The organism is Streptomyces sp. NPDC087428 (genome assembly GCF_044744085.1).
Classification (GTDB): domain Bacteria; phylum Actinomycetota; class Actinomycetes; order Streptomycetales; family Streptomycetaceae; genus Streptomyces.
The window spans coordinates 1-20,140 of sequence record NZ_JBIUXR010000012.1; the positions used below are offsets into that span (position 1 = coordinate 1).

The 20,140-nt window shown below is 69.4% G+C and carries 13 protein-coding genes and 3 pseudogenes; 8 read left to right on the forward strand and 8 right to left on the reverse strand.

The features are described from left to right. The first annotated feature begins 457 nt into the window (after positions 1-457). From rplM to glmM, 3 genes are all read left to right on the forward strand, one after another. On the forward strand, positions 458-901 hold the full coding sequence (gene rplM / locus ACIO3R_RS25220; RefSeq protein WP_024490227.1) for a 50S ribosomal protein L13: 444 nt from the start codon (positions 458-460) through the stop codon (positions 899-901). 44 nt (positions 902-945) lie between these two features. Next, the gene (gene rpsI / locus ACIO3R_RS25225; RefSeq protein WP_123461078.1) at positions 946-1,482 is read left to right on the forward strand and encodes a 30S ribosomal protein S9; all 537 of its coding nucleotides are present in this window, start codon (positions 946-948) and stop codon (positions 1,480-1,482) included. Positions 1,483-1,646: 164 nt separating this feature from the next. Beyond that, positions 1,647-3,005: a phosphoglucosamine mutase gene (gene glmM / locus ACIO3R_RS25230; RefSeq protein WP_363022036.1), complete on the forward strand. Its 1,359-nt coding sequence runs from the start codon at positions 1,647-1,649 to the stop codon at positions 3,003-3,005. A 42-nt stretch (positions 3,006-3,047) separates the two neighbouring features. Here the strand turns inward: glmM and ACIO3R_RS25235 are convergent, their stop codons facing one another. Continuing rightward, on the reverse strand, positions 3,048-4,016 hold the full coding sequence (locus tag ACIO3R_RS25235) for a DUF389 domain-containing protein (protein WP_402108895.1): 969 nt from the start codon (positions 4,014-4,016) through the stop codon (positions 3,048-3,050). Between the two features lie 28 nt (positions 4,017-4,044). Then, positions 4,045-5,040 carry a type I pantothenate kinase gene (coaA, locus tag ACIO3R_RS25240; protein WP_385028731.1) on the reverse strand — a complete coding sequence of 332 codons (996 nt, stop codon included), beginning with the start codon at positions 5,038-5,040 and terminating at the stop codon, positions 4,045-4,047. 293 nt (positions 5,041-5,333) lie between these two features. On the opposite strand from coaA, the gene ACIO3R_RS25245 reads away from it, so the two are divergent. Next, positions 5,334-6,119 carry a hypothetical protein gene (locus ACIO3R_RS25245; RefSeq protein ID WP_402108898.1) on the forward strand — a complete coding sequence of 262 codons (786 nt, stop codon included), beginning with the start codon at positions 5,334-5,336 and terminating at the stop codon, positions 6,117-6,119. A gap of 22 nt (positions 6,120-6,141) precedes the next feature. Here the strand turns inward: ACIO3R_RS25245 and ACIO3R_RS25250 are convergent, their stop codons facing one another. Further along, positions 6,142-7,173: a sodium:calcium antiporter gene (locus ACIO3R_RS25250; protein WP_402109259.1), complete on the reverse strand. Its 1,032-nt coding sequence runs from the start codon at positions 7,171-7,173 to the stop codon at positions 6,142-6,144. A 509-nt stretch (positions 7,174-7,682) separates the two neighbouring features. Here ACIO3R_RS25250 and ACIO3R_RS25255 point away from each other — a divergent pair. Then, positions 7,683-10,562: a hypothetical protein gene (locus ACIO3R_RS25255; RefSeq protein WP_402108901.1), complete on the forward strand. Its 2,880-nt coding sequence runs from the start codon at positions 7,683-7,685 to the stop codon at positions 10,560-10,562. 129 nt (positions 10,563-10,691) lie between these two features. Here the strand turns inward: ACIO3R_RS25255 and ACIO3R_RS25260 are convergent, their stop codons facing one another. Next, positions 10,692-11,675, reverse strand: coding sequence for an Lrp/AsnC family transcriptional regulator (locus ACIO3R_RS25260; protein ID WP_402108902.1), 984 nt, complete (start codon positions 11,673-11,675; stop codon positions 10,692-10,694). A 125-nt stretch (positions 11,676-11,800) separates the two neighbouring features. Here ACIO3R_RS25260 and ACIO3R_RS25265 point away from each other — a divergent pair, with 125 nt between their 5' ends. Genes ACIO3R_RS25265 through ACIO3R_RS25275 form a run of 3 tightly spaced genes read left to right on the forward strand, consistent with a single transcriptional unit; the run spans position 11,801 to position 14,205 of the window. After that, on the forward strand, positions 11,801-13,303 hold the full coding sequence (locus ACIO3R_RS25265) for an MFS transporter (RefSeq protein WP_402108905.1): 1,503 nt from the start codon (positions 11,801-11,803) through the stop codon (positions 13,301-13,303). Between the two features lie 7 nt (positions 13,304-13,310). Beyond that, on the forward strand, positions 13,311-13,757 hold the full coding sequence (locus ACIO3R_RS25270; protein WP_385028716.1) for a helix-turn-helix domain-containing protein: 447 nt from the start codon (positions 13,311-13,313) through the stop codon (positions 13,755-13,757). A 34-nt stretch (positions 13,758-13,791) separates the two neighbouring features. After that, positions 13,792-14,205, forward strand: coding sequence for a VOC family protein (locus tag ACIO3R_RS25275; protein WP_385028713.1), 414 nt, complete (start codon positions 13,792-13,794; stop codon positions 14,203-14,205). Positions 14,206-14,211: 6 nt separating this feature from the next. Here the strand turns inward: ACIO3R_RS25275 and ACIO3R_RS25280 are convergent. The 4 genes and pseudogenes from ACIO3R_RS25280 to ACIO3R_RS25295 all read right to left on the reverse strand — a co-directional run. Then, positions 14,212-14,301: pseudogene (locus ACIO3R_RS25280) on the reverse strand (IS5/IS1182 family transposase); the annotation flags it as partial. A 204-nt stretch (positions 14,302-14,505) separates the two neighbouring features. Next, a complete protein-coding gene (locus ACIO3R_RS25285) occupies positions 14,506-18,816 on the reverse strand; it encodes a hypothetical protein (RefSeq protein ID WP_402108908.1) in 4,311 nt (1,436 codons plus the stop codon). Between the two features lie 308 nt (positions 18,817-19,124). Further along, positions 19,125-19,378 (reverse strand): annotated as a pseudogene (locus ACIO3R_RS25290) (transposase); the annotation flags it as partial. 21 nt (positions 19,379-19,399) lie between these two features. After that, a pseudogene (locus tag ACIO3R_RS25295) lies at positions 19,400-19,885 on the reverse strand (3-keto-5-aminohexanoate cleavage protein); the annotation flags it as partial. Positions 19,886-20,140: the final 255 nt, after the last annotated feature.

Sequence of the window (20,140 nt, forward strand, 5' to 3'; positions counted from 1 at the left end):
GCGGGACGGCCGGGTTCGGGGCCGTGCAGGGGAGTCCCCGCAGGACGACGAACACAGACCCGGGTCCGTCCGCGTACCCGCCGCACGTTCGTCGTCCGAGGAGACGCCCCGGAGGGGCACCGGACCCCCACCCGCAGGCCAGGCGCCACCCTGCGGGGCACCCGCACAAAACCAGCCCGTCCGGCGATTGAGGACGGAAGCCCTGGCCCGGACCGGGGCAGGAACCGTTCCCGGGGGCGCGTTTTGACCCGTCCGGGGCGTGACGGGTACTGTCGGGGATTGTTATACGTATTGGCTTCGTCGTTCTCACGCGAAGGGCCCTTACGTAGGTTCTCTGGAGCAGTTACCAGTGGCTCGCATACGGGCAGCGTCCCGGCATTGTGGGCCCCAGCTGCATGGTCGCTTCAGAGGTGCCGTGTGTCTGGACCCCATCCACTGAAGAAGCGAAGGCTACGAAGTGCGTACGTACAGCCCCAAGCCCGGCGATGTCACTCGCCAGTGGCACATCATTGACGCGGAGGACATCGTCCTCGGCCGTCTGGCCACCACGGCTGCGAACCTCCTCCGAGGCAAGCACAAGGCGATTTACGCCCCCCACATGGACATGGGCGACTTCGTCATCATCATCAACGCCGAGAAGGTTCACCTCTCCGGCAACAAGAAGACCCAGAAGATGGCCTACCGCCACTCCGGGTTCCCGGGCGGCCTGCGCTCCGTGCGCTACGACGAGCTTCTCGCGAAGAACCCCGAGAAGGCTGTCGAGAAGGCCATCAAGGGCATGATCCCCAAGAACACTCTGGGTCGCCAGATGATCTCGAAGCTCAAGGTCTACGCGGGTGACCAGCACCCGCACGCTGCGCAGCAGCCGGTCCCGTTCGAGATCACCCAGGTCGCGCAGTAGTTCCGGCCTCCCCCTAAGACGTACAGAAAGATCTGAGGAGAATCGTGGCCGAGACCACTGCAGAGACGCCCGTCGAGGGCACCGAGGTCACCGAGGGCGAAGAGACCTTCGCCGAGGTGACCACCTTCGAGTCCGAGGTGCCCGTCGAGGGCGAGTACACCTCGGAGTCGCTCGTGGGCCGCTTCGGCGACCCGCAGCCCGCGGCCGGCCTTGGCCGTCGCAAGAACGCCATCGCCCGCGTCCGGATCGTCCCGGGCACCGGCAAGTGGAAGATCAACGGTCGCACCCTTGAGGACTACTTCCCCAACAAGGTGCACCAGCAGGAAGTCAACGAGCCCTTCAAGGTGCTCGAGCTCGACAACCGCTACGACGTCATCGCCCGCATCTCGGGTGGCGGCGTCTCGGGTCAGGCCGGTGCCCTGCGCCTCGGCGTCGCCCGCTCGCTCAACGAGGCGGACGAGGACAACAACCGCGCCACGCTGAAGAAGGCCGGCTTCCTCTCCCGCGACGACCGTGCGGTCGAGCGCAAGAAGGCCGGTCTCAAGAAGGCCCGTAAGGCCCCGCAGTACAGCAAGCGCTAAACCGCCTGCTCATTCGCGTTACCCGTTCGCCCCGGCGGCACACCTCGTGCTGCCGGGGCGTTCGTTTATTGACAGCCTCGGGCATATAACGGCATAAGACGTTCATACGCCCGTGGATTGTCTGGTCTGTTTTTTGCGTTTCGGAGCACCTTCGGAGGACACCAGTGGGACGACTCTTCGGCACGGACGGCGTGCGCGGTGTCGCCAATGCGGACCTGACGGCTGAGCTCGCGCTCGGCCTCTCGGTCGCTGCGGCGCACGTGCTGGGCGAAGTGGGCACCTTCGAGGGCCACCGGCCGACGGCCGTGGTCGGCCGGGATCCCCGCGCCTCCGGAGAGTTCCTGGAGGCCGCCGTGGTGGCGGGCCTCGCCAGCGCGGGCGTCGACGTCCTGCGCGTCGGCGTGCTGCCGACCCCGGCAGTGGCCTACCTCACCGGTGCGCTGGGCGCGGACATCGGCGTGATGCTCTCCGCCAGCCACAACGCGATGCCGGACAACGGGGTCAAGTTCTTCGCCCGCGGCGGCCACAAGCTCGCCGACGAGCTGGAGGACCGCATCGAGACGGTCTACGAGCAGCACCGCACCGGCGCGCCGTGGGCCCGTCCCACCGGGGCCGGAGTGGGCCGGATCAGCGACTACGCCGAGGGCTTCGACCGCTACGTCGCTCACCTCATCGGCGTACTGCCCAACCGGCTCGACGGCCTGAAGGTCGTCCTCGACGAGGCGCACGGCGCCGCCGCCCGTGTCTCGCCCGAGGCGTTCGCCCGCGCCGGGGCCGAGATCGTCACGATCGGCGCGGACCCGGACGGCCTGAACATCAACGACGGCTGCGGCTCCACGCACCTGGAACTGCTCCGCGCCGCCGTCGTCGAGAACGGCGCCGACCTCGGCATCGCGCACGACGGCGACGCCGACCGCTGCCTGGCCGTGGACAGCGCCGGCGAGGAGATCGACGGCGACCAGATCCTGGCCGTCCTCGCCCTCGCCATGCGGGACGCCGGACAGCTCCGCAAGGGCACCGTGGTCGGCACCGTGATGTCGAACCTCGGCTTCAAGATCGCCATGGAGCGGGAGGGCATCCAGCTCGTCCAGACCGCGGTCGGTGACCGTTACGTACTGGAGTCGATGAAGGCCGAGGGCTACGCCCTGGGCGGCGAGCAGTCCGGCCACGTCATCGTCCTGGACCACGCCACGACCGGCGACGGCACACTGACCGGCCTGATGCTGGCGGCACGGGTCGCCGCCACCGGCCGTACGCTCGCCGAGCTGGCCGGTGTGATGGAGCGCCTCCCGCAGGTGCTCATCAACGTGCCGGACGTCGACAAGTCCCGGGTGGCCACCTCCCCGGAGCTGGCCACGGCCGTCGCCGAGGCCGAACGCGAGCTGGGCGCCACCGGACGGGTGCTGCTGCGCCAGTCGGGCACGGAGCCGCTGGTACGGGTCATGGTCGAGGCCGCCGACATCGAGCAGGCGCGCGCGGTGGCCGGCCGGCTGGCCGACGTGGTGAAGTCCGCGCTGGGTTAGCGGCGAGAGCCATGAGGGGCCGCCCGCTCACCGCACGCCTGCCTACGCCTGCGTGCGGGGAGCGGGAGGCTTCATGTGGGCCCGCTGGTGGCGCGTCGCCGTCCGCCACAGGGCCTTCTGCGCCAGCAGCGTCAGCGTCCCCGCGAGCACGATGCCGCCGAGGTTCGCCGCCAGCTGCTGCGTGGAGCCGGTCATCTGCTGGTAGTCGCTGTAACTGAACGCCACCGCGGCATTGGCGGCGGCCGGCACGGTCGTCACCGAGATCGCGACCCCGATCAGCGCCCCGGACTTCGCCGAGGTCAGGGAGAGCGTCCCGGCGATGCCCGCCAGGAACGCCACCACGAACGACAGCCAGTCCGGCTGCCAGACGAACGCCGTATTGGGCCGCTTCGCCTCGATCATCGCGGCGTCGAACAGCCCGAAGGCGTCCATCAGCCAGGCGAAGCCCGCCGTCAGCACCATCGCGACGGCGAAGCCGCCGACCAGCGCCCACAGCGAGCGCCACACCAGGCGCGGGGCGCGCTGCACCAGCGCCGTGGAGATCCCGGCCAGCGGGCCGAACTCCGGGCCCACCGCCATCGCGCCCACGATCAGGATCGCGTTGTCGAGCATCACACCGCAGGCGGCGAGCATCGTCGCGACCGCGAGGAACGACACATAGGTGACGCTGAACGTCGACTCCTCGTGGGTCGCCTCCGTCAGCTCCTCCCACAGCACCGCGTCCGCGCCCTCGCCCGGTGCCTCCTCCTCGGCCCGGTCGGCGCGCGCCGAGAGCGTCAGGTCCATGTTCTCCAGGGTGATCGACCCGTACCTGTCGACCCCGAGCCGCCGCAGCTCCGCGATCAGCTCGTCGCCCGCCTCGCGCGCCACGTCGCACAGCACCATGTCACCGACCGGATCACGCGCGGCCCCCGGCAGCACCACGAGGTGGGCGGTGCCGACGGTCCGCTCCAGCAGGTCCGTCACCTCGTCGGTTCGCGCGGCGGGGACGAGCAGACGCAGATGCAGCACAACGGGCTCCTCAGGTGATTCCCGCGCCTCACAGCTTGCGCAGGGACAGCCGCTGGACCTTGTGGTCGGGGCCCTTGCGGAGCACCAGGGTGGCACGGCCCCGGGTCGGCGCGACGTTCTCCACCAGATTGGGCTTGTTGATGGTCCGCCACATCGTCGCCGCGTACTCCATCGCCTCCGCCTCGGAGACCTGGGTGTACTTGCGGAAGTACGACGACGGGTCCTGGAACGCCGTCGCGCGCAGCTTGCGGAAGCGGTTGAGGTACCAGGTCTCGATGTCCTCGGGCCGCGCGTCCACGTACACGCTGAAGTCGAAGTAGTCGGCGAGCCCGACCCTGGTCCGGCCGTCCTTGCCGGGCAGTGCGGGCTGGAGCACGTTCAGCCCCTCGACGATGAGGATGTCGGGGCGCCGCACGGTGAGCCGCTCGCCGGGCACGATGTCGTAGATCAGGTGCGAGTAGACGGGGGCCGTCACCTCGTCCTTGCCCGCCTTGATGTCGGCGACGAAACGGGTGAGGGCGCGCCGGTCGTAGGACTCCGGGAAGCCCTTGCGCGACATCAGCCCGCGCGCGTGGAGCTCCTTCATCGGCAGCAGGAACCCGTCCGTCGTCACCAGCTCCACCCGCGGGTGCTCCGGCCAGCGGGCCAGCAGCGCCTGGAGGATACGGGCGCTGGTCGACTTCCCCACGGCGACACTGCCCGCGACGCCTATGACGAACGGGGTGCCGCGCTGCGCGCCCTGCCCGTTGCCCGCGTCCCCGAGGAAGGTGTTCAGCGCGCCACGCAGCTCGGAGGTGGCCTGCACGTACAGGTTGAGGAGCCGGGAGAGCGGCAGATAGACGTCCCGCACCTCGTCCAGGTCGATGACGTCCCCGAGCCCGCGCAGCCGCTCCACCTCCTCTGCGGTCAGCGGCAGCGGCGTCTTGTCCCGCAGCGCGCTCCACTCCGCTCGGGAGAGGTCGACGTACGGCGTCGCGGCGTGCTCGGCGCGTCGGTTCGTGCTCCGTGCGGGCGAAGTGATCACGGGGCCATTGTTACGGGAGTTCGAACGGAGTGGGGGGTGGAGTCGGTCACGTGGGGGACGGCCGGGCCCCCGGCCGACGCGGCTGCCGGGCCCGGAGGATTTCCATGATCACCCTGCCGGGAACGCCCGGCCGGCCCGCTGGTAGCCTGCCGCTCCGCCGGTCGACGGGTCGTCGGCCGGCCGGCTGGTCATTCGGCCGGTCGGCCGGTGACGGTCGGGCCGGGCGGGTCCTCAGTTCTTCAGGCAGCGAGCCCAGCGAGGTATGAATGAAGACAGGCAGCAGAACCGGGGCCGTGACCGTACTCGCGGGGGCCCTCGTCCTCTCGGCGTTCACGGCTCCGACGGCGCAGGCCGCCGGCACCGGGATCACGGTGACGGGGATCGTCGTGAACGGCGGCAAGCCCGTCGTGGTGGGAACGTCGGACGTGAAGGAGCCGCGGATCACCTTCCGGGTCCACCTTCCCGCCGGGTACAGCACGGCCGATTTCAGTGCGTGGGACGCGGAGCCCTACCTCTACCACGGCACCACCGCCGAGAAGGGTGCGCTGAACGGCAGCCTCCAGGCGAGCTACACCTGCTACGAGACGGCCGCCCGGATCTCGGACTGCGAAGGCACGCTGTACATCGAGCCGCGCTACCGCCTGGACTCGAACAACGACGCGACGACCTGGAAGATCGGCGTCGCGACGAAGCTCTGGGGCGCCAACGGGCAGCCCAAGAAGGAGCAGTACACGACCGCCCCCGGCGGTGTGCAGATCAGGCGGTGGGCCAAGGCCACGGTCAACGCCTCGCCGGAGCCGGTGAAGAAGGGCGGGACGCTCACCGTGACGGGCAGCCTCAAGCGCGCCGACTGGGTGAAGCACACGTACACCGGCGTCGCCGCCGCGACGGTCAAGCTCCAGTTCCGCAAGAAGGGCGGCTCCGCCTACACCACGGTCAAGACGGCGAAGTCGAGCTCCTCGGGCGCACTGAAGACCACTGTCAAGGCGTCCGCCGACGGGTACTGGCGCTGGAGCTTCGGCGGCTGGTCCACCACCGGCGCCGCCACCTCCGCCGTCGACTTCGTCGACGTGCGCTGAGGGAAACCGCCGGGCGGGCGGGTCAGGCCAGGATCGGAACGAGCCCCAGGCCGAAGGCGGCGTAGAAGAGCGCCGCCACCGCCAGCCGCCCCGGGGTGAGCCGGTGGGCGCGCATCGTCAGCAGGAGATAGACGATCGCGGCCATGGTGATCAGCCCCGCCCAGAGCAGGGCCCCGTCGAACCTCCAGCTGGTGAAGATCAGCCCCAGGCCGCTGGGGACGGTCGCCTGGATCATCATGGCGCCGGAGATGTTCGCCAGGGCGAGCTGCGTCTTGCCCTGGCGGACCCAGATGATCGCGTTCATGATCTCGGGCAGCTCCGTCGCGATCGGAGACAGGAGCAGCGCGGTGACCGCGGCCGAGAGCCCGAGCATCGGGCCGATCGCGTCGAGCTGCCTCACGAACAGCTGGGACGCGAGGAAGATGACGGCGAGGGTGGCCAGGGTCTGGACCACGACGGCCCACGTCTCCGGGGCGGCGGCCCTCGGCCGGAGCTTCAGGGGCTCCAGCTCCTCGGCCTCCCCGACGTCGTCGTCACTGCGGATCTCGCGCCAGAAGTAGACGGCGTAGGCGGCGAAGAAGAGCGCGCCGAGTACGGGCTTGAAGGCGAAGGCGACCAGGCCGAGCGCGACCTTGACCACGAAGATCGGCAGGAACCACTTCTGGTCCTTGGCCAGCCGCCTCATGTCCTTCGCGTCCCCCAGCGCGGTGGCGCGCCCGCCGCCGCTGCCGTCCGGCTCCGTACCGCGCTCCCTGCGGCGCTTGAGGAGCAGCATCCCGCCGGTCACGCCGTAGGCGACCGTGGACAGCGCCAGCGGTCCGCCCATCGCCGCACCGACACCGATGTTCTTGGCCTCCTCGTCGGCGCCCGTGGTCACCGCGACCAGCGTCACCACCGACTCCGGCAGTGCCGTGCCGAACGCGGCCAGGATCGTGCCGACCGCCATCTTCCCCACGTCGAGGCGCTGCCCCAGCCACTCCACCGCGTTGACGAACCACTCGCACGAGAGGTAGATCGCGACCGCGCACACGATGAGCAGAACGAAATGGATCACACCGACCGCCAGGCCTTCCCGTAGCGCGGGCCCCTGGGCGGTACGCGGCAGCAGTCCCGGCGTACGGCCTCGGCCCCGCGACATACGTACGTCGTCGACGTCGACGAAGAGCCGAAGATCTCGTCCACCCGGAAGATTCTGCACGGGCCCGGCCGCCGGGAACCGTAAGGACTCCCGCATGTCGGCGACCGGTCTACGGGCGTGCGCGACGCGGTACTCCGCGGCACGACTGACCTGGTCCGCTCATGGTCGCGGAGTGAAAGGCCACGTCGTGGGCCCGTTTTGGGCCTCCGGGTGGGCCCGCAGACCCTTCGGATTGGGTCTTGCGCGTACATAACGTGGCGTCATACGCGTCACGGCTGGATCGGGGGGGCCGGGCTTCATCAGTAGTGGGTGGAAGGGTTTTCCCGTTGTCCGACACGAAGGGCCTGGAGTTCCGGGCCGGCACACCCACACATCGTTGGGAGTTGCCTCGCTCACTTGCCGTCACGCGTGTTCTGCTCCATCTGATGTTCGGCCTGACACTGCTGGGCGCTGTCGGTGTCCTCGATTCGCTGCTGGACCTGGGCAGGCACATCACGCCGACCCTCAGCCTGATGGCGCTGTACGCGATGGCGCCGGGGATCGTCGCGCTGATCCTGGCGCGGAATCTGTGGACCGGTGGAAAAGCGGTCTGGTTCACGTTGATCGCCCTCCAGGCATGGCTGTTGATCGGCGGCATCGTCAACCTGTACGGGGGATCGACCCGCGGACTCACCCAACTGCTCCTGCCGGGTGTTCTGTTGGCGATGGCGAGCGCGGGTGTCAGCCGGTCCTGGTTCGAACTTCCTTCGGAGCAGCGGGCCGTGAGGCCGCGCCGGACGCGCACGCGTCTTCGACGTGACGCACTCCCGTCGATCCCGCACCTGATCACGTGGCGCCGGAACCGCGGCCAGACGTCGGTCGAGTACCTCGGCCTGATCTGCCTGGTCGTGGCGATCATCGGCGCGCTCACGCTCAGCGGTGTCGGGGGCCAGGTCACGGGCCGCCTCCAGGAAGCCGTCTGCACCCTCGGCGGGGGCGACAACTGCTCCAGCCACACGGTCGCCGGGGACGACGGCGGTCCGGGCAAGGGTGCTTCCGGTGGCGGCAACGGTGGCAGCGGCGGCAGCAGTGGCAGTGGTGGCAGTGGCAGTGGCAGTGGCGGTGACTCGGGTGGCGACAGCAGCGGTGGCAGCGGTGGTGACTGGGGCGGCAGCTCGGGTGACGATTCCGGTAGTCAAGGCGGGGTCGTTTCCGGCAGCAGCTCCGGTGGTGACAGCGGCGGTCACTCGGGCGGAGGCTCGGGTGACGACGGCGGTGACGACTCGGGTGGCAACAGCGGCAGCTCCGGTGGGAGTGACTCCGGCGGTGACGATTCCGGCGGTGACGACTCCGGCGGTGACGACTCCGGCGGTGACGACTCCGGTGGTGGAGCCGTCGGTGGCAGCAGTGGTGGGAAGTCCGGGGGGAACAACTCCGGTGGCAGTGATTCCGCTGGTGGTTCCCACAGTGGTGGGAACAACGGTGGTGACTCCGGCGGCAGCAGCGGTGGGAAGTCGGGCGGCAACAACTCCGGCGGCAGCCACTCCGGCGGTAGCGGGAACAGCGGTGGGAGTGACTCCGGTGGAGACGACTCCAGTGGTGGCTCCGCCGGTGGCAGTAGCGGCGGTAGCGATTCCGGTGGTAGCGACTCCGCTGGTGGTTCCGACAGCGGTGGTTCCGACAGTGGTGGTTCTGACGGTGGGAGCAGCGGCGGGAAGTCCGGTGGCAACAACTCGGGTGGAAGCGACTCCGGCGGTAGCGACTCCAGTGGTGGTTCCGACAGCGGTGGTTCCGACGGCGGGAAGTCCGGCGGCAACAACTCTGGTGGTAGCGATTCCGGTGGCAGTGACTCCGGCGGTAGCGACTCTGGGGGCAGCGACTCGGGTGGCAGTGACTCCGGCGGTAGCGACTCCGGGGGCAGCGACAGCGGCGGGAAGTCCGGTGGCAACAACTCCGGTGGTAGCGCCTCCGGCGGGAATTCCATTGGCGGTTTGCTCAGTGGAGGTTTGCTCAGTGGCGGTCTGATCGGTGGTCTCATCGGCGGCGGTTCGTCCGGTGGCAGCAGTGGCGGTTCGTCCGGCGGCAGCAGCGGCGGGAAGTCCGGGGGGAACAACTCCGGTGGCAGCGACTCCGGTGGAGCAGCCTCCGGTGGCAGCGACTCCGGTGGCGATGACGGGGACTGCGAGGACAACGGATCCTCGTCCGGCGGTTCGTCCGACGACGGCGGTTCGTCCGATTCCGGTGGCGCGGCGACCTCCGGTGGCTCCGCGGTCAGCGGCGGTCACAGCAGTATCGGCGGTGCGGGCCCCCGTCTGATCTCGCTCTGCAACGACGATGACGACGACGATGACGATGACGACAAGGACGACGACGACTGCGAGGACGAGGACAAGGGCTCCTCGTCCGGCGGTGCGGCGGCCACTGGTGGCTCCGCGGTCAGCGGCGGTCACAGCAGTATCGGCGGTGCGGGCCCCCGTCTGATCTCGCTCTGCAACGACGATGACGACGACGATGATGACGATGACGACGAAGACGACTGCCGGGACGACAACGCCGCCCTCCGCGGCAGGGTGACCACCGGTGGTCCGGGCAGCGGGCGCTACACGCTCGCCTCGGCCGGTACCCGTACGCGAGTGACCGTCAGCGGCACCACGCTCGCGGCCGGCTCGGGGGCGCCCTCGCCGATTGGCCTGATGGCGAGCGTTTCCGGATCCTCCCTCGCCGGTTTCGACACGTACCAGGAGGCGGAGGGCAGGGTCAGCAATGCCCTTGGGCTCACGGACCCGCCGCCCCCGCCGATCGAGGACGACCCGGACCCCGAGCCCGAGCCCGAGCCGAAGGCGGACGGGTGCGACCGTCCGAATGCCAACCCGCACCCCGAGGTCGCGGTCACGGACGTCGACACGACGGGCATCAAGCCCAAGCTGGACTGGCGTGACACGGACGAGCCCCTGTACCGCTTCGACGACCGTCCGCCGGAGGACATCTTCGTCGACGACTTCGAGCCGAAGGACCCGAAGAACACGGATCTGTACGACTACGTCAAGAACAACAAGGACTCCGCGTTCGTCTCGACGACAACGGAGAAGAACCCGAAGCCCTTCTACGGTCAGGACTGGGTCTACGAGATCGACGCCCCGGGCGGAATCGATGTCAACGGGACCTTCGGGGCCAACAGTCCCCATGCCAACGAGAAGGAGATCGCCTTCCCCGGCGGGATCGACTCGAAGTACATCAAGGGTGCCTGGAAGCTCAATCCGGACGGCAGCAGGACCGGCGACTTCATAGAGAACGAGTACTACGAGCCGCCGGAGGAGCGGGACTGACAGCCGTCGGCCGCGCGGCACGGGCTACTGCCGACTGATCACCGGGCCGTGGGGTTTCCCACGGCCCGGTGCTCATGTTCCGGGCCCGGACCACCGCGCAAGACGGGGGAGACGTCAGAGCCACCGCCCTCAGCCCCGGAACGGCCGGTACGTCAGCTGTTTGACGTGGCGCAGGAACGGCATCGATTCCACGTGCTCGACGCCCTCCAGCCGGCCCAGGCTCTCGTTCAGGTAGCGGTACAGATGGCCGGTGTCGCGGGTGATGGTGACCGCCATCAGGTTGGACGAGCCCGTCGTCGCCGCCGCGTACGCGATCTCCGGGTGGGCGGCCAGGGCCTCGCCCACGGTGTGGAGGGCGCGGGGGGCGGCGGTGATGCAGAACATGGTGTGGTTGCGGAAGCCGAAGTAGCCGGAGTCGAACTCGACGTCGATGTACAGCGCGCCCGAGGCGACGAGTTGGGCCAGCCGGCGCCTGACCGCCGATTCGGAGCGGCCCGTCGCCTTCTGGAGTTCGGGGTACGTGGCCCGGCCGTCCTCCTCCAGCGCGGCGACCAGCGGCTCGTCCTCGGCGGAGATGACGGCCGGGCCCGGGGGACCGGGAAGGGGCGTGACGGTGAGGGCGGCGGCCTGTTCGGTGGTGAGCGCGCCGCTCTTGTGGAGCCAGCCGGAGGGGCCGCCGTAGAAGCGGTGCAGCAACTGGTGGGCGCGGATGTCGACGATGTGCGGGGTGCGCGGCAGCCTGCCGAGGAGCAGGTCGTCGGCGTGGCCCCGGGTGCGCGCGTTGGCCATGCACATCACTTCCGTACCGCCGGAGGTGAGGCCGATCCAGGCCGTGTCGGGGCGCTTCGCCAGGGCTTCCGCGATGGCCATCGCGCCCTCGGGGGCGCAGCGCACGCGCAGCAGCCAGTGGTCGAGGGAGTCCTCGGCCGCCGCGCAGCGGACCGCGACGATCCGCAGCCCCGCCTCGGCGCGCAGCCTGCGCAGACGCCGCGCCACGGTCTGGTCGGAGACGCCGAGGACGGTGGCGATCCGGCTGAAGGGCGCGCGGGCGTCCAGCTCCAGCGCGTGCAGGAGACGGAGGTCGATGACGTCGTACCCGGCGTTGGATTCCATACCAGTAGGCCCCCCTCGTGTCGGATTCCGTCGCTCTCGGGTTCCTGGCTGGGGATTCCGGTCGCGGCCGTCCGATCGTACGGGAGTGGTCGCCGACCACAGGGAAGCTGTACAGGGGGAATCTCATGCGTAAGTGGGGACCGCTCACCGCGGTCTGTCTCGGGACGTTCATGCTGCTGCTCGACGTCACGATCGTCATCGTGGCGCTGCCGGACATGGCACGGGCGCTGGATGCGTCGCTCTCCGATCTCCAGTGGGTCATCGACGGGTACGCGCTCGCGCTCGCGGCGCTGCTGCTCGGCATCGGTGCCGCAGCCGATCTGCTCGGGCGGCGGCGGGTCCATGTCGCGGGCGTCGTGCTCTTCGCCGCCGCTTCGCTGGCCTGCGGGCTGGCCTCCTCGCCGACCGCGCTGGTGGCCGCGCGCGGGGTCCAAGGGGTGGGCGCCGCCGCGATGTTCGCGACCACGCTGCCGCTGCTCGCCTCGGTGTACCGGGGCAAGGAGCGGTCCGTCGCGCTCGGGCTGTGGGGCGCGGTGAGCGGCGCCGCCGCCGCGATCGGTCCGGTGGCCGGCGGGCTGCTGACCGAGGGGCCGGGATGGCGCTGGATCTTCTTCGTGAACCTGCCGGTCAGCGTGGCCGCGATCTGGCTGACGGCCCGGACCGTGCCCGAGTCGCGCGCCGAGCGGGGCCGGCGGATCGACTGGGCGGGGACCGCGGCCTTCGCGGTGTTCGCGGGGGCGGCCACGTACGCCGTCGTACGGGCGGGCAGTCAGGGCTGGACGTCGGTGAGCACGCTCTCCACGTTCGGGATCGCGGCACTCGCCCTGTTCTGCTTCGTGCTCGTCGAGCGGCGCGTCGCACACCCGCTGCTGGAGATGTCGTTGTTCCGTGAGCCCGGCTTCGTCGGGGTGATGGCCGGGGCGCTCGCGTTCAACGCGTCCGCCTTCGCCGTCCTGCCGTACACCTCGATCTGGTTGCAGACCGTGCTCGGACTCAGCCCGGTGCAGGGCGGTCTGGCGGTGCTTCCGCTGGCCGCGACGGCGTTCGTGGTGGCGGCCGTCGGCGGGCGGCTGCTGCACGGGGTGAGGCCGGGGGCGGCCATCGGCGTCGGGCTCGCACTGATCGGCGTCGGCACGCTCGGCCAGGCGGTGCTGGGCGCGGGCTCCTCGTGGCCGGCGCTGCTGCCGGGGCTGATCGTCGCGGGCATCGGCACGGGCCTGGTCTCCCCGGCCCTCGCGGGCGCCGCACTCGCCTCCGTACCGCCGGAGCGGGCGGGCATGGCGGGCGGCGCGGTCAACACGTTCCGGCAGCTCGGGTACGCCTTCGGGGTGGCCGTGTTCGGGACGGTGCTGACCTCGCGGATGGGCGGGACGCTGGGCGCGGGGCGGTCCCACACGCTCGCGGGCGGCGGTGCGCCGGGGCTGCGCGCGGCCGGGGTGCCGGAACACGCGCTGCGGGCGGCGTTCGCCTCGGGGCTGAACACGGCGGCCGTGGTGGCCGGTGCGGTGGGAGTCGTCGCGGGAGTGGCGGTGCTCGTGCTGGTGCGGGGGGACAGGAAGGCGCCGCAGGCGGCACCCGTGGGACAGGCGGGACAGCCGGGGGCCGGTGGCGGGGTGGGCGTGGTGTGATGGCGGGGTGAGCCGCGCCGCAGAGGAGTCGAACCGCCGGATGCTCCGGGCCAGGGACGCGATGGACCGCGCGTACGCGCAGCCGCTGGACGTGGCCGCCCTGGCCCGGATCGCCCATGTCTCCCCGGCGCACTTCTCGCGCACCTTCCGCGCCACGTTCGGCGAGACGCCCCACCGCTACCTGCAACGCCGCCGGGTGGAGCGCGCGATGTTCCTCCTGCGGGAGACCGGCCGCAGCGTGACGGACATCTGCTTCGAGGTCGGCTTCGGCAGCACGGGCACCTTCAGCCGTACCTTCAGCGACATCGTCGGCCGCTCACCGAGGACGTACCGCAAGGAATCCGTACCCACGGGCGTCCCCACGTGCTTCACGATGGCGTGGACGCGGCCGAGCGCCGCTGCGACCGATCGACGGGACGCCGCGGAGGCGGGGCGACCGAGCAGTTCCGGATAAGTTTTCCCGGGGCCCGCCCACTAGCGTTGAGCACATGTTCACAGCAATCACGCACTCGCAGCTCTACGTCCTCGACCAGGACCAGGCCCTCGACTTCTACGTCGGCAAGCTCGGCCTGGAGGTCGCCGCCGATGTCGACATGGGCTTCATGCGCTGGCTCGCCGTCAGCGTCCCCGGCCACCCGGAGCGCCAGATCCTGCTGGAGCGGCCGGGCGCCCCCGCCATGTCGGAGGAGACGGCGGAGCAGGTACGCGAACTGGTGACCAAGGGCGCGATGGGCGGCTGGCTCATCCTCACCACGGACGACTGCCGCAAGACGTACGAGACGCTGCTCGCCCAGGGCGTCGAGTTCACCGAGGAGCCCACCGACCGTGACTACGGAATCGACTGCGGCCTCCGCGACCCGTTCGGCAACCGCCTCCGCTTCACCCAGCTGAAGGCCGCCTAACCGATCGTCGTGCCGGTTCCCGCCGGTCAGTGTGACGGCGAGCGGAACGCCGTGGCGATCGACGATCAGGTGGTGCTTGCTGTTGTTCGGGCCGATGAACACCGTCATCCCGTCGGCGGGCGGCCTCACCACCGTGCCGTCCGTGGCCCTCGGCCGGACCTTGGGGCCCCTGCTGCACCTGCGCCACGGCCTGACCGGTCTCGGGATGCCGAGACTTTCAGCCGGGGTTGTCATCGGCGGCCGAAGGCCGTGCCGCCTGATCGGACGGCGGCACGGCCTTCGGTTGCGGGTCGGTGACGGTCAGCGTCGGAAGGACTTCAGGAAGAGGGAGTCCCCGCTGTCCTGGTAGTTGTTGTTGACGCCCAGTCCTGAGGTGAAGCTGTCGTTCTCGTAGCCGGCCCAGTCCTGGATGGGGTTGGTGTCGATGGGCGGCAAGCTGCCGGTTCCGTAGTCGAGGTGTTTGAAGGAGCGCGGGGAGTCCTCGGCGGAGCCGAACTGGTAGGCACGGCCGCGGGTGGAGTAGGGCTGGTAGAGCGCGTAGGGGCCGTTCTTGGTGGTCTGTTTGGTCAGGCCGTTGTTGAAGAAGACGTTCTGGGGGCCGCTGGAGCCGGACCACTTGACGGCCTTGTTGCCGGCGCTCCAGTAGATCGGCCACCAGGTGCCCTTGTCGCCGACGCCTCCTTCACCGCCGCAGTTGGCGCTGCAGCTGCTGGAGGAGTGGTTGTAGGGGACGTGGACGGTGTTGTTGTCGAAGAGGTTGCGGCGTTCCCAGCCGCCGTGCAGGTTGAGGTCGGAGTCGAAGTCGTTGGCGAAGGCTACGTTCCCGGAGGAGGACCACTGGAAGGTGAAGTGGCGTAGGTCGCGGGTGGTGTTGAAGGCGTAGAGAGAGTCCCAGACGCGGGAGCCGCGCAGGTATCCGTTGCCTCCCTTGCCCTTGTTCCAGGCGCCGTCGAAGTAGTTGTTCTCGATCTGGAGGTTCTTGGCGACCTCAGTGACGACGGGGTGGGAGCCGGTCATCTCGCCCCTGATTCCGCGGACCCAGCTGTTGGCGGCCCATTTGAAGACGATGCCGTGCATGGCGGCGTCGGGGGCGAGGTTGCCGTAGTTGTGGGTGGCGCAGTTGGGGGTCAGGTCGACGCACTTGGCGGTCAGGCCGTCCATCTGCTGGGTGAAGGTGAAGTCCTCGAACCCGACGTCCGTGATCATCTTGAGCGGGGTGACCTTGCTGGAGTAGGCGGGACCCCCTGGGGTTATGGGCGCGGAGCCGTCGGAGACGGAGTTGACGGGGACGTCGAACTCCAGCGGCTTGTCGATGGTGACGGTGCGTCGGGTGCTGTCGACGGAGGAGATGGTGAAGACCTGCTGGCGCATGTGCAGGTCCTCCAGGCTGCCCAGTTGCCCGGCGGTGTCGATTTGCTGGCTCTGGTAGAACTTCATGCTGTTGGCCGCCCCGACCCACAGGTAGCCGCCCGGCTTGAAGACGGACATGTCGGCGGCGCCGTTGAGTTGGATGGTGCTGTCGCCCTCCCGTGCGGCGTATCCGGGAGTGGATGTGTTCTCGGCGAGGGTGACGCCCGATTCCCAGTGCTGGTTGACCGATCCCTCGAACAGGTCCCGGCGGTTCTCCGGGATCGCGGAGATGCTGCCGCACATGCGCTGGTGCTTGGCCGACACCTCGCGGGTCTGCACGCGGAACAGGCCGCGTCCGGGCCAGATCCAGCCGCCGGTGCCGGTGATGGAGCCGATCGTGCCCTGGCATACGTAGCGCATCGAGTCCTGGTCCCAGCGGCTGCCCTGGTAGAGGGTGTCGTACCTGGTCGCGCTGTCCGGCCGGAACACGATCTTGGTGCCGCTGTCGGCTTTCGTGCCCTGGCCGCGGATGACGAGGTAGGAGGCGTCGACGGCCAGTTGCTTGCTGACCTCCAGGGTGCCCTTGGGCAGTTCGATCGAGGAGAGTTTGGTGGGCGAGGCGTTGGGGGTGCAGGTGGTGCGGATGTCGTCGATGGCCTTTTGGATGCCGGCGGTGTCGTCCTGGCCGTCGTCGGCCTTCACGTTGTAATGGTCGGCCAGGACCTGGGGAGTGATCTCGCAGCGCGGGTCGTTGGAGCGCTCCGCGGGGCCGGGCAGCCGTTGCCCGCCCCGGTAGCCGGCCTTGCTCCAGTCCGGCAGGTCACCGCCCAGACCGGTGCGGCGGTTGCCCTTGGCGAGGACCTGGCTGGTGTCGTCCAGGCCGCCGGGGGAGGAGCCCGAACCGCCGGTGCAGCGTGAGGTGACCGGTCCGGTGTCGGGGTCGGCGAGGATCTTGGTGAGGCAGGCGGAGAGGGCCTGCTGGCCGTAGTAGTTGGGGTGGATCGCCTCCTGCTGGTGGCCTTGGGCCGTCCACGGGATGTCCGTGTCGATCAGGTAGGGGACCCAGCGGATCCATTCGGCCTGTGCGGCGTCCAGGGGCGCGGTCGAGTTGTTGGCCGAGGTGGCCTGCTGGGTGGAGGTGGAGCACAACTCGTGCCCGGCGAAGGCATCCTGGAGGTCCAGGAACGAGACTTTTGCCCGTGTGGCGGCGCGGCTCAGCATCGCGGTGATGTTCGCCATCACGTGGTCGCGGGCCCAGTCGTTGTCCTTGTCGAGGAACGGGCAGCCGCCCTTGGTGTAACGCCCGTACTTCTCGAACGGGTTGGAGGAGTTCTCCGGGTAGCGGTACTCGGAGCTCTTGGGCAGCGGGTTCGGGTAGGACTGGAGCACGATGCGGTAGCTGTCGTCGGACTGCCCGGAGTCGCGCAGGACGTCACGGATCCCGGTCATGCTCTTGACCACGTCCTCCTCGACCGCGCCCAACGCCGCGTCGAAGTAGGCCTGCTTGACGGCCCGGCAGCCGTTGTTGTTCACGGCCGGGGCGAGGTAGGCCTTGACGCACTCCTTCACGATGTCGGAGAACTGGAGGTCGTTGCCGCCTATGGACAGCACCACGGTGGAGACGTCACGTGTGGCGGTGAGGTCGCGCAGCTGCTCGATCTGCGGGCGCTCCCCCTTGAACGCGGTGGTCAGGACGTCGGCCGTGGTCGCTCCGGAACAGGCCAGGTTGACCCGGTCGACGGTTTTCGCGCCGGGCACGGCCACACCGTTGATCTCGGCGGAGTCCGACCGGTCGCACGCCGCGTCGGGCTTGGCTGCGTAGGAGGTGTCGCCGTACACCCGCGTGAGGTCGTGGGTGCAGCTGCTCTCGCCGGCGTTGCAGCCCACGGCGGAGCGGTCGGTGCCCCACACCGAGCCGTCGGCAGAGGCGTCCGCGTTGCCGGCCCACCGGCCGGCCTCGCCGGAGATGTAGCTGTCACCCATCGACACCACTGTCGGTACCGCTGTGCAGGGATCGGGCTCCGGGCCAGGCAAGGGCGTCTGCCCGTCGGACAGGACGGGAACGTTCAGCGCCGAGGCCACCGTCGCGTTGCCGGCCGAGGACGGTGGGCAACCCTTGAACAACCTCGTCTTCCACTTCCAGGTGGGAGTCGTGCCCTGAGACACCGCGAGAAGTCCCGAACCGACTCGCTGATTCTCCGGGGCGATCGTGAATCCCTCGGGGTTGACCAACTGCCCGGAATCACTGTCGAAACGCCAGAGCTGGCTCTCCTTCTGACCCGTCTGGCAATTCTTGTGAACGATCTTTCCGGTGCCGTCGGGAGCGATAGTGAGACATTTCAGGGATCTCGCGAGCAGGAGCAGTGAGTATTTCTTCCCGCTGATGTCGATCGCTCCGAACGGTGACAGGACCTGGCTCCCGTTCTTCGCGCGGATGTTCTGCAGGACGAACGGGGCGTCCTCGCCGATGCTGTCGTCCTCCAGCCGGGCCTGGTCGACGCCGATCGTCCAGGAGGCGGAGTTCTCCGAGGTCCCACCCGTCAGCCAGTACGGAACTCCCGGATCGGCTCCGGCCTGAAGGCCGCCGAAGAACACCGGATAGTGGTCGCTGTCGTGAGTGGTGTCGGCCCGACCGACGATGTTCCAGTCGCTGAACAGCTGTGAGGCGACCATGTAGTCGTACCGCCCGCCGGCCCGGAAGGTGCGGACATCGGGGGCGGTGGAGTGCGTCAGGCTGTTCGCGGGGAGATCGTCCATGGTTCCCGGCTCGCGGTTGTAGTCACCCAGGACCGCCCATCGCCCTGCACTCAGGGCTCCCGCCCGCCCTGCGACCGCGTTGACGAACTCGCTCCCGTTGGCCCCGCCGGGGGAGATCGCATGAATGGAGCCGAAGGTCATGGCATCGGCGCCGGTGCCGTCGACAATGACGAGCCCCGGGCGCGTATTGGCGAATTGCGTCTCTACGATTTCTACGCTTTCCGGCCGACGGTGCGTCATGAATCCGAGACGGTACATCTGCGGCCGGAGACTGTCCTCGACATAGGTGAGGTAAATGTCCGAACGGTAGCCCAGTCGGGAAGTCAGCCTCTTCCTTTCGATCCGGTAGCTGGTGCCGGGGACCAGAATTTCTCCGTCGTTCACCACGTTTGCGGCCGAGATCGCGGACATCGGCATTTCCTGCAACGCCACGATGTCGTACATGAGGGCGTAGTTGTAGGCGTTCTGCCAGGCCTTCGGCGTATGGGCCATGTTCCAGGTCATCACCCGCTGCTCTCCGGGAACAACCGCATGCGCGGGCTGGGCCAGGCCCACCAGGAAGCCGCCCATCAAGGCTGTGACGAGACCCAGTGACAGGAGTCGCCACAGGGTCAGAAATGGGACAACGGGAGGTCTTTGACGGAGCATTCGAATGTCATCCTAGGTTTTCGAATTTTCTGGGCCCCCGATCTGGCCCCGCCCTTCCTGCCGGCCCTGTCTGAACACGTCGGAGCTCCGGTGCCTTGATCGCGGGAGCCGCAACCTATCGGGAGCCGGTTGCGTCCTGGTTGCGTCCGACTAACGCGCCCGCCGCGCAGGCCCGCCGTTACTCCGGAACAGCCCACCGTCCCCGCAGGAACATCGCGCCACGCGACACCCGTCCGCAACACGTACATGACGCCGGCGAGCGCCGCCTGGTCGGGATCACGCAGCCGCCCGGGATAGCGGCGGCGCCGTTCGGGAGCGGGGGCAACAGCGGGGCCACCCACTCCCACAGGTCGTCAGGAACAAGATCAGCAGGCACCCCGGAAACCTGCCGCCCAAGACAGCCGAGCACGAGACCCACGACTCGACTCAACCGAAACGATCAGTAAGGCATGCCCCGCGGTGTGTGCCGGATGATCTCGCGCGCTGCACGGACGAGGGCGGCGTTGCCCGGGGCGAGGGTGCCGTCGGGGAGGTGGAGCACGTCTTCCAGGCCGGTCCGGGTATCCAGGCGGCGGGAGGCCGCAAGGCGCAGGACGGGCCATGCGGCGGCGTCCTCGCCGTGCAGGAGGATCGGCGTGGCAGCCGATTCGAGTGCGTCCAGCAGGCCGGCCGCGGCGAGGAGCGCGTCCTGCGGGGTGGTCTCGGTGACCTCGGCGAGGACGCGCAGGACCCGGCCGGATCCGGGCCGGTCCAGAAAGCGCTGTGCCGCGGGAGTTCCGGAGCAGATGCCGGCTTCGACGCCGATTCCCCGGTCCAGCAGGGCCGCGGCGACATCGGTGGCGCCGTCCTCGTGCCAGTTCACGGAGGCGTGGTCGGGCAGCACGGTCCAGGCCCGGACCTGCGCGGCCCGTGCCACTCGGCGCGGCGTCGAGCACCGTTGAGACACCTGCAGCATGACGTCATCCTCGCAGGCCGCACCTGGGAGGTCTCGGCTGTCAGCCGACCGCGCCCCGGCGCCCGTCCGGAGCCGTGATCGCGTGCCGGGAAAATGAGTGGGCGGGATCGGAGGGGGCTGGTAGCTTGCAGGTGACCGCGACACCGTCCGAGGAGGTGAGACCCATGAACGTATCGATGTGGGTGCTCCCCCTTGCCGTCACGGTCGGGCGATTGACGTAGGTGT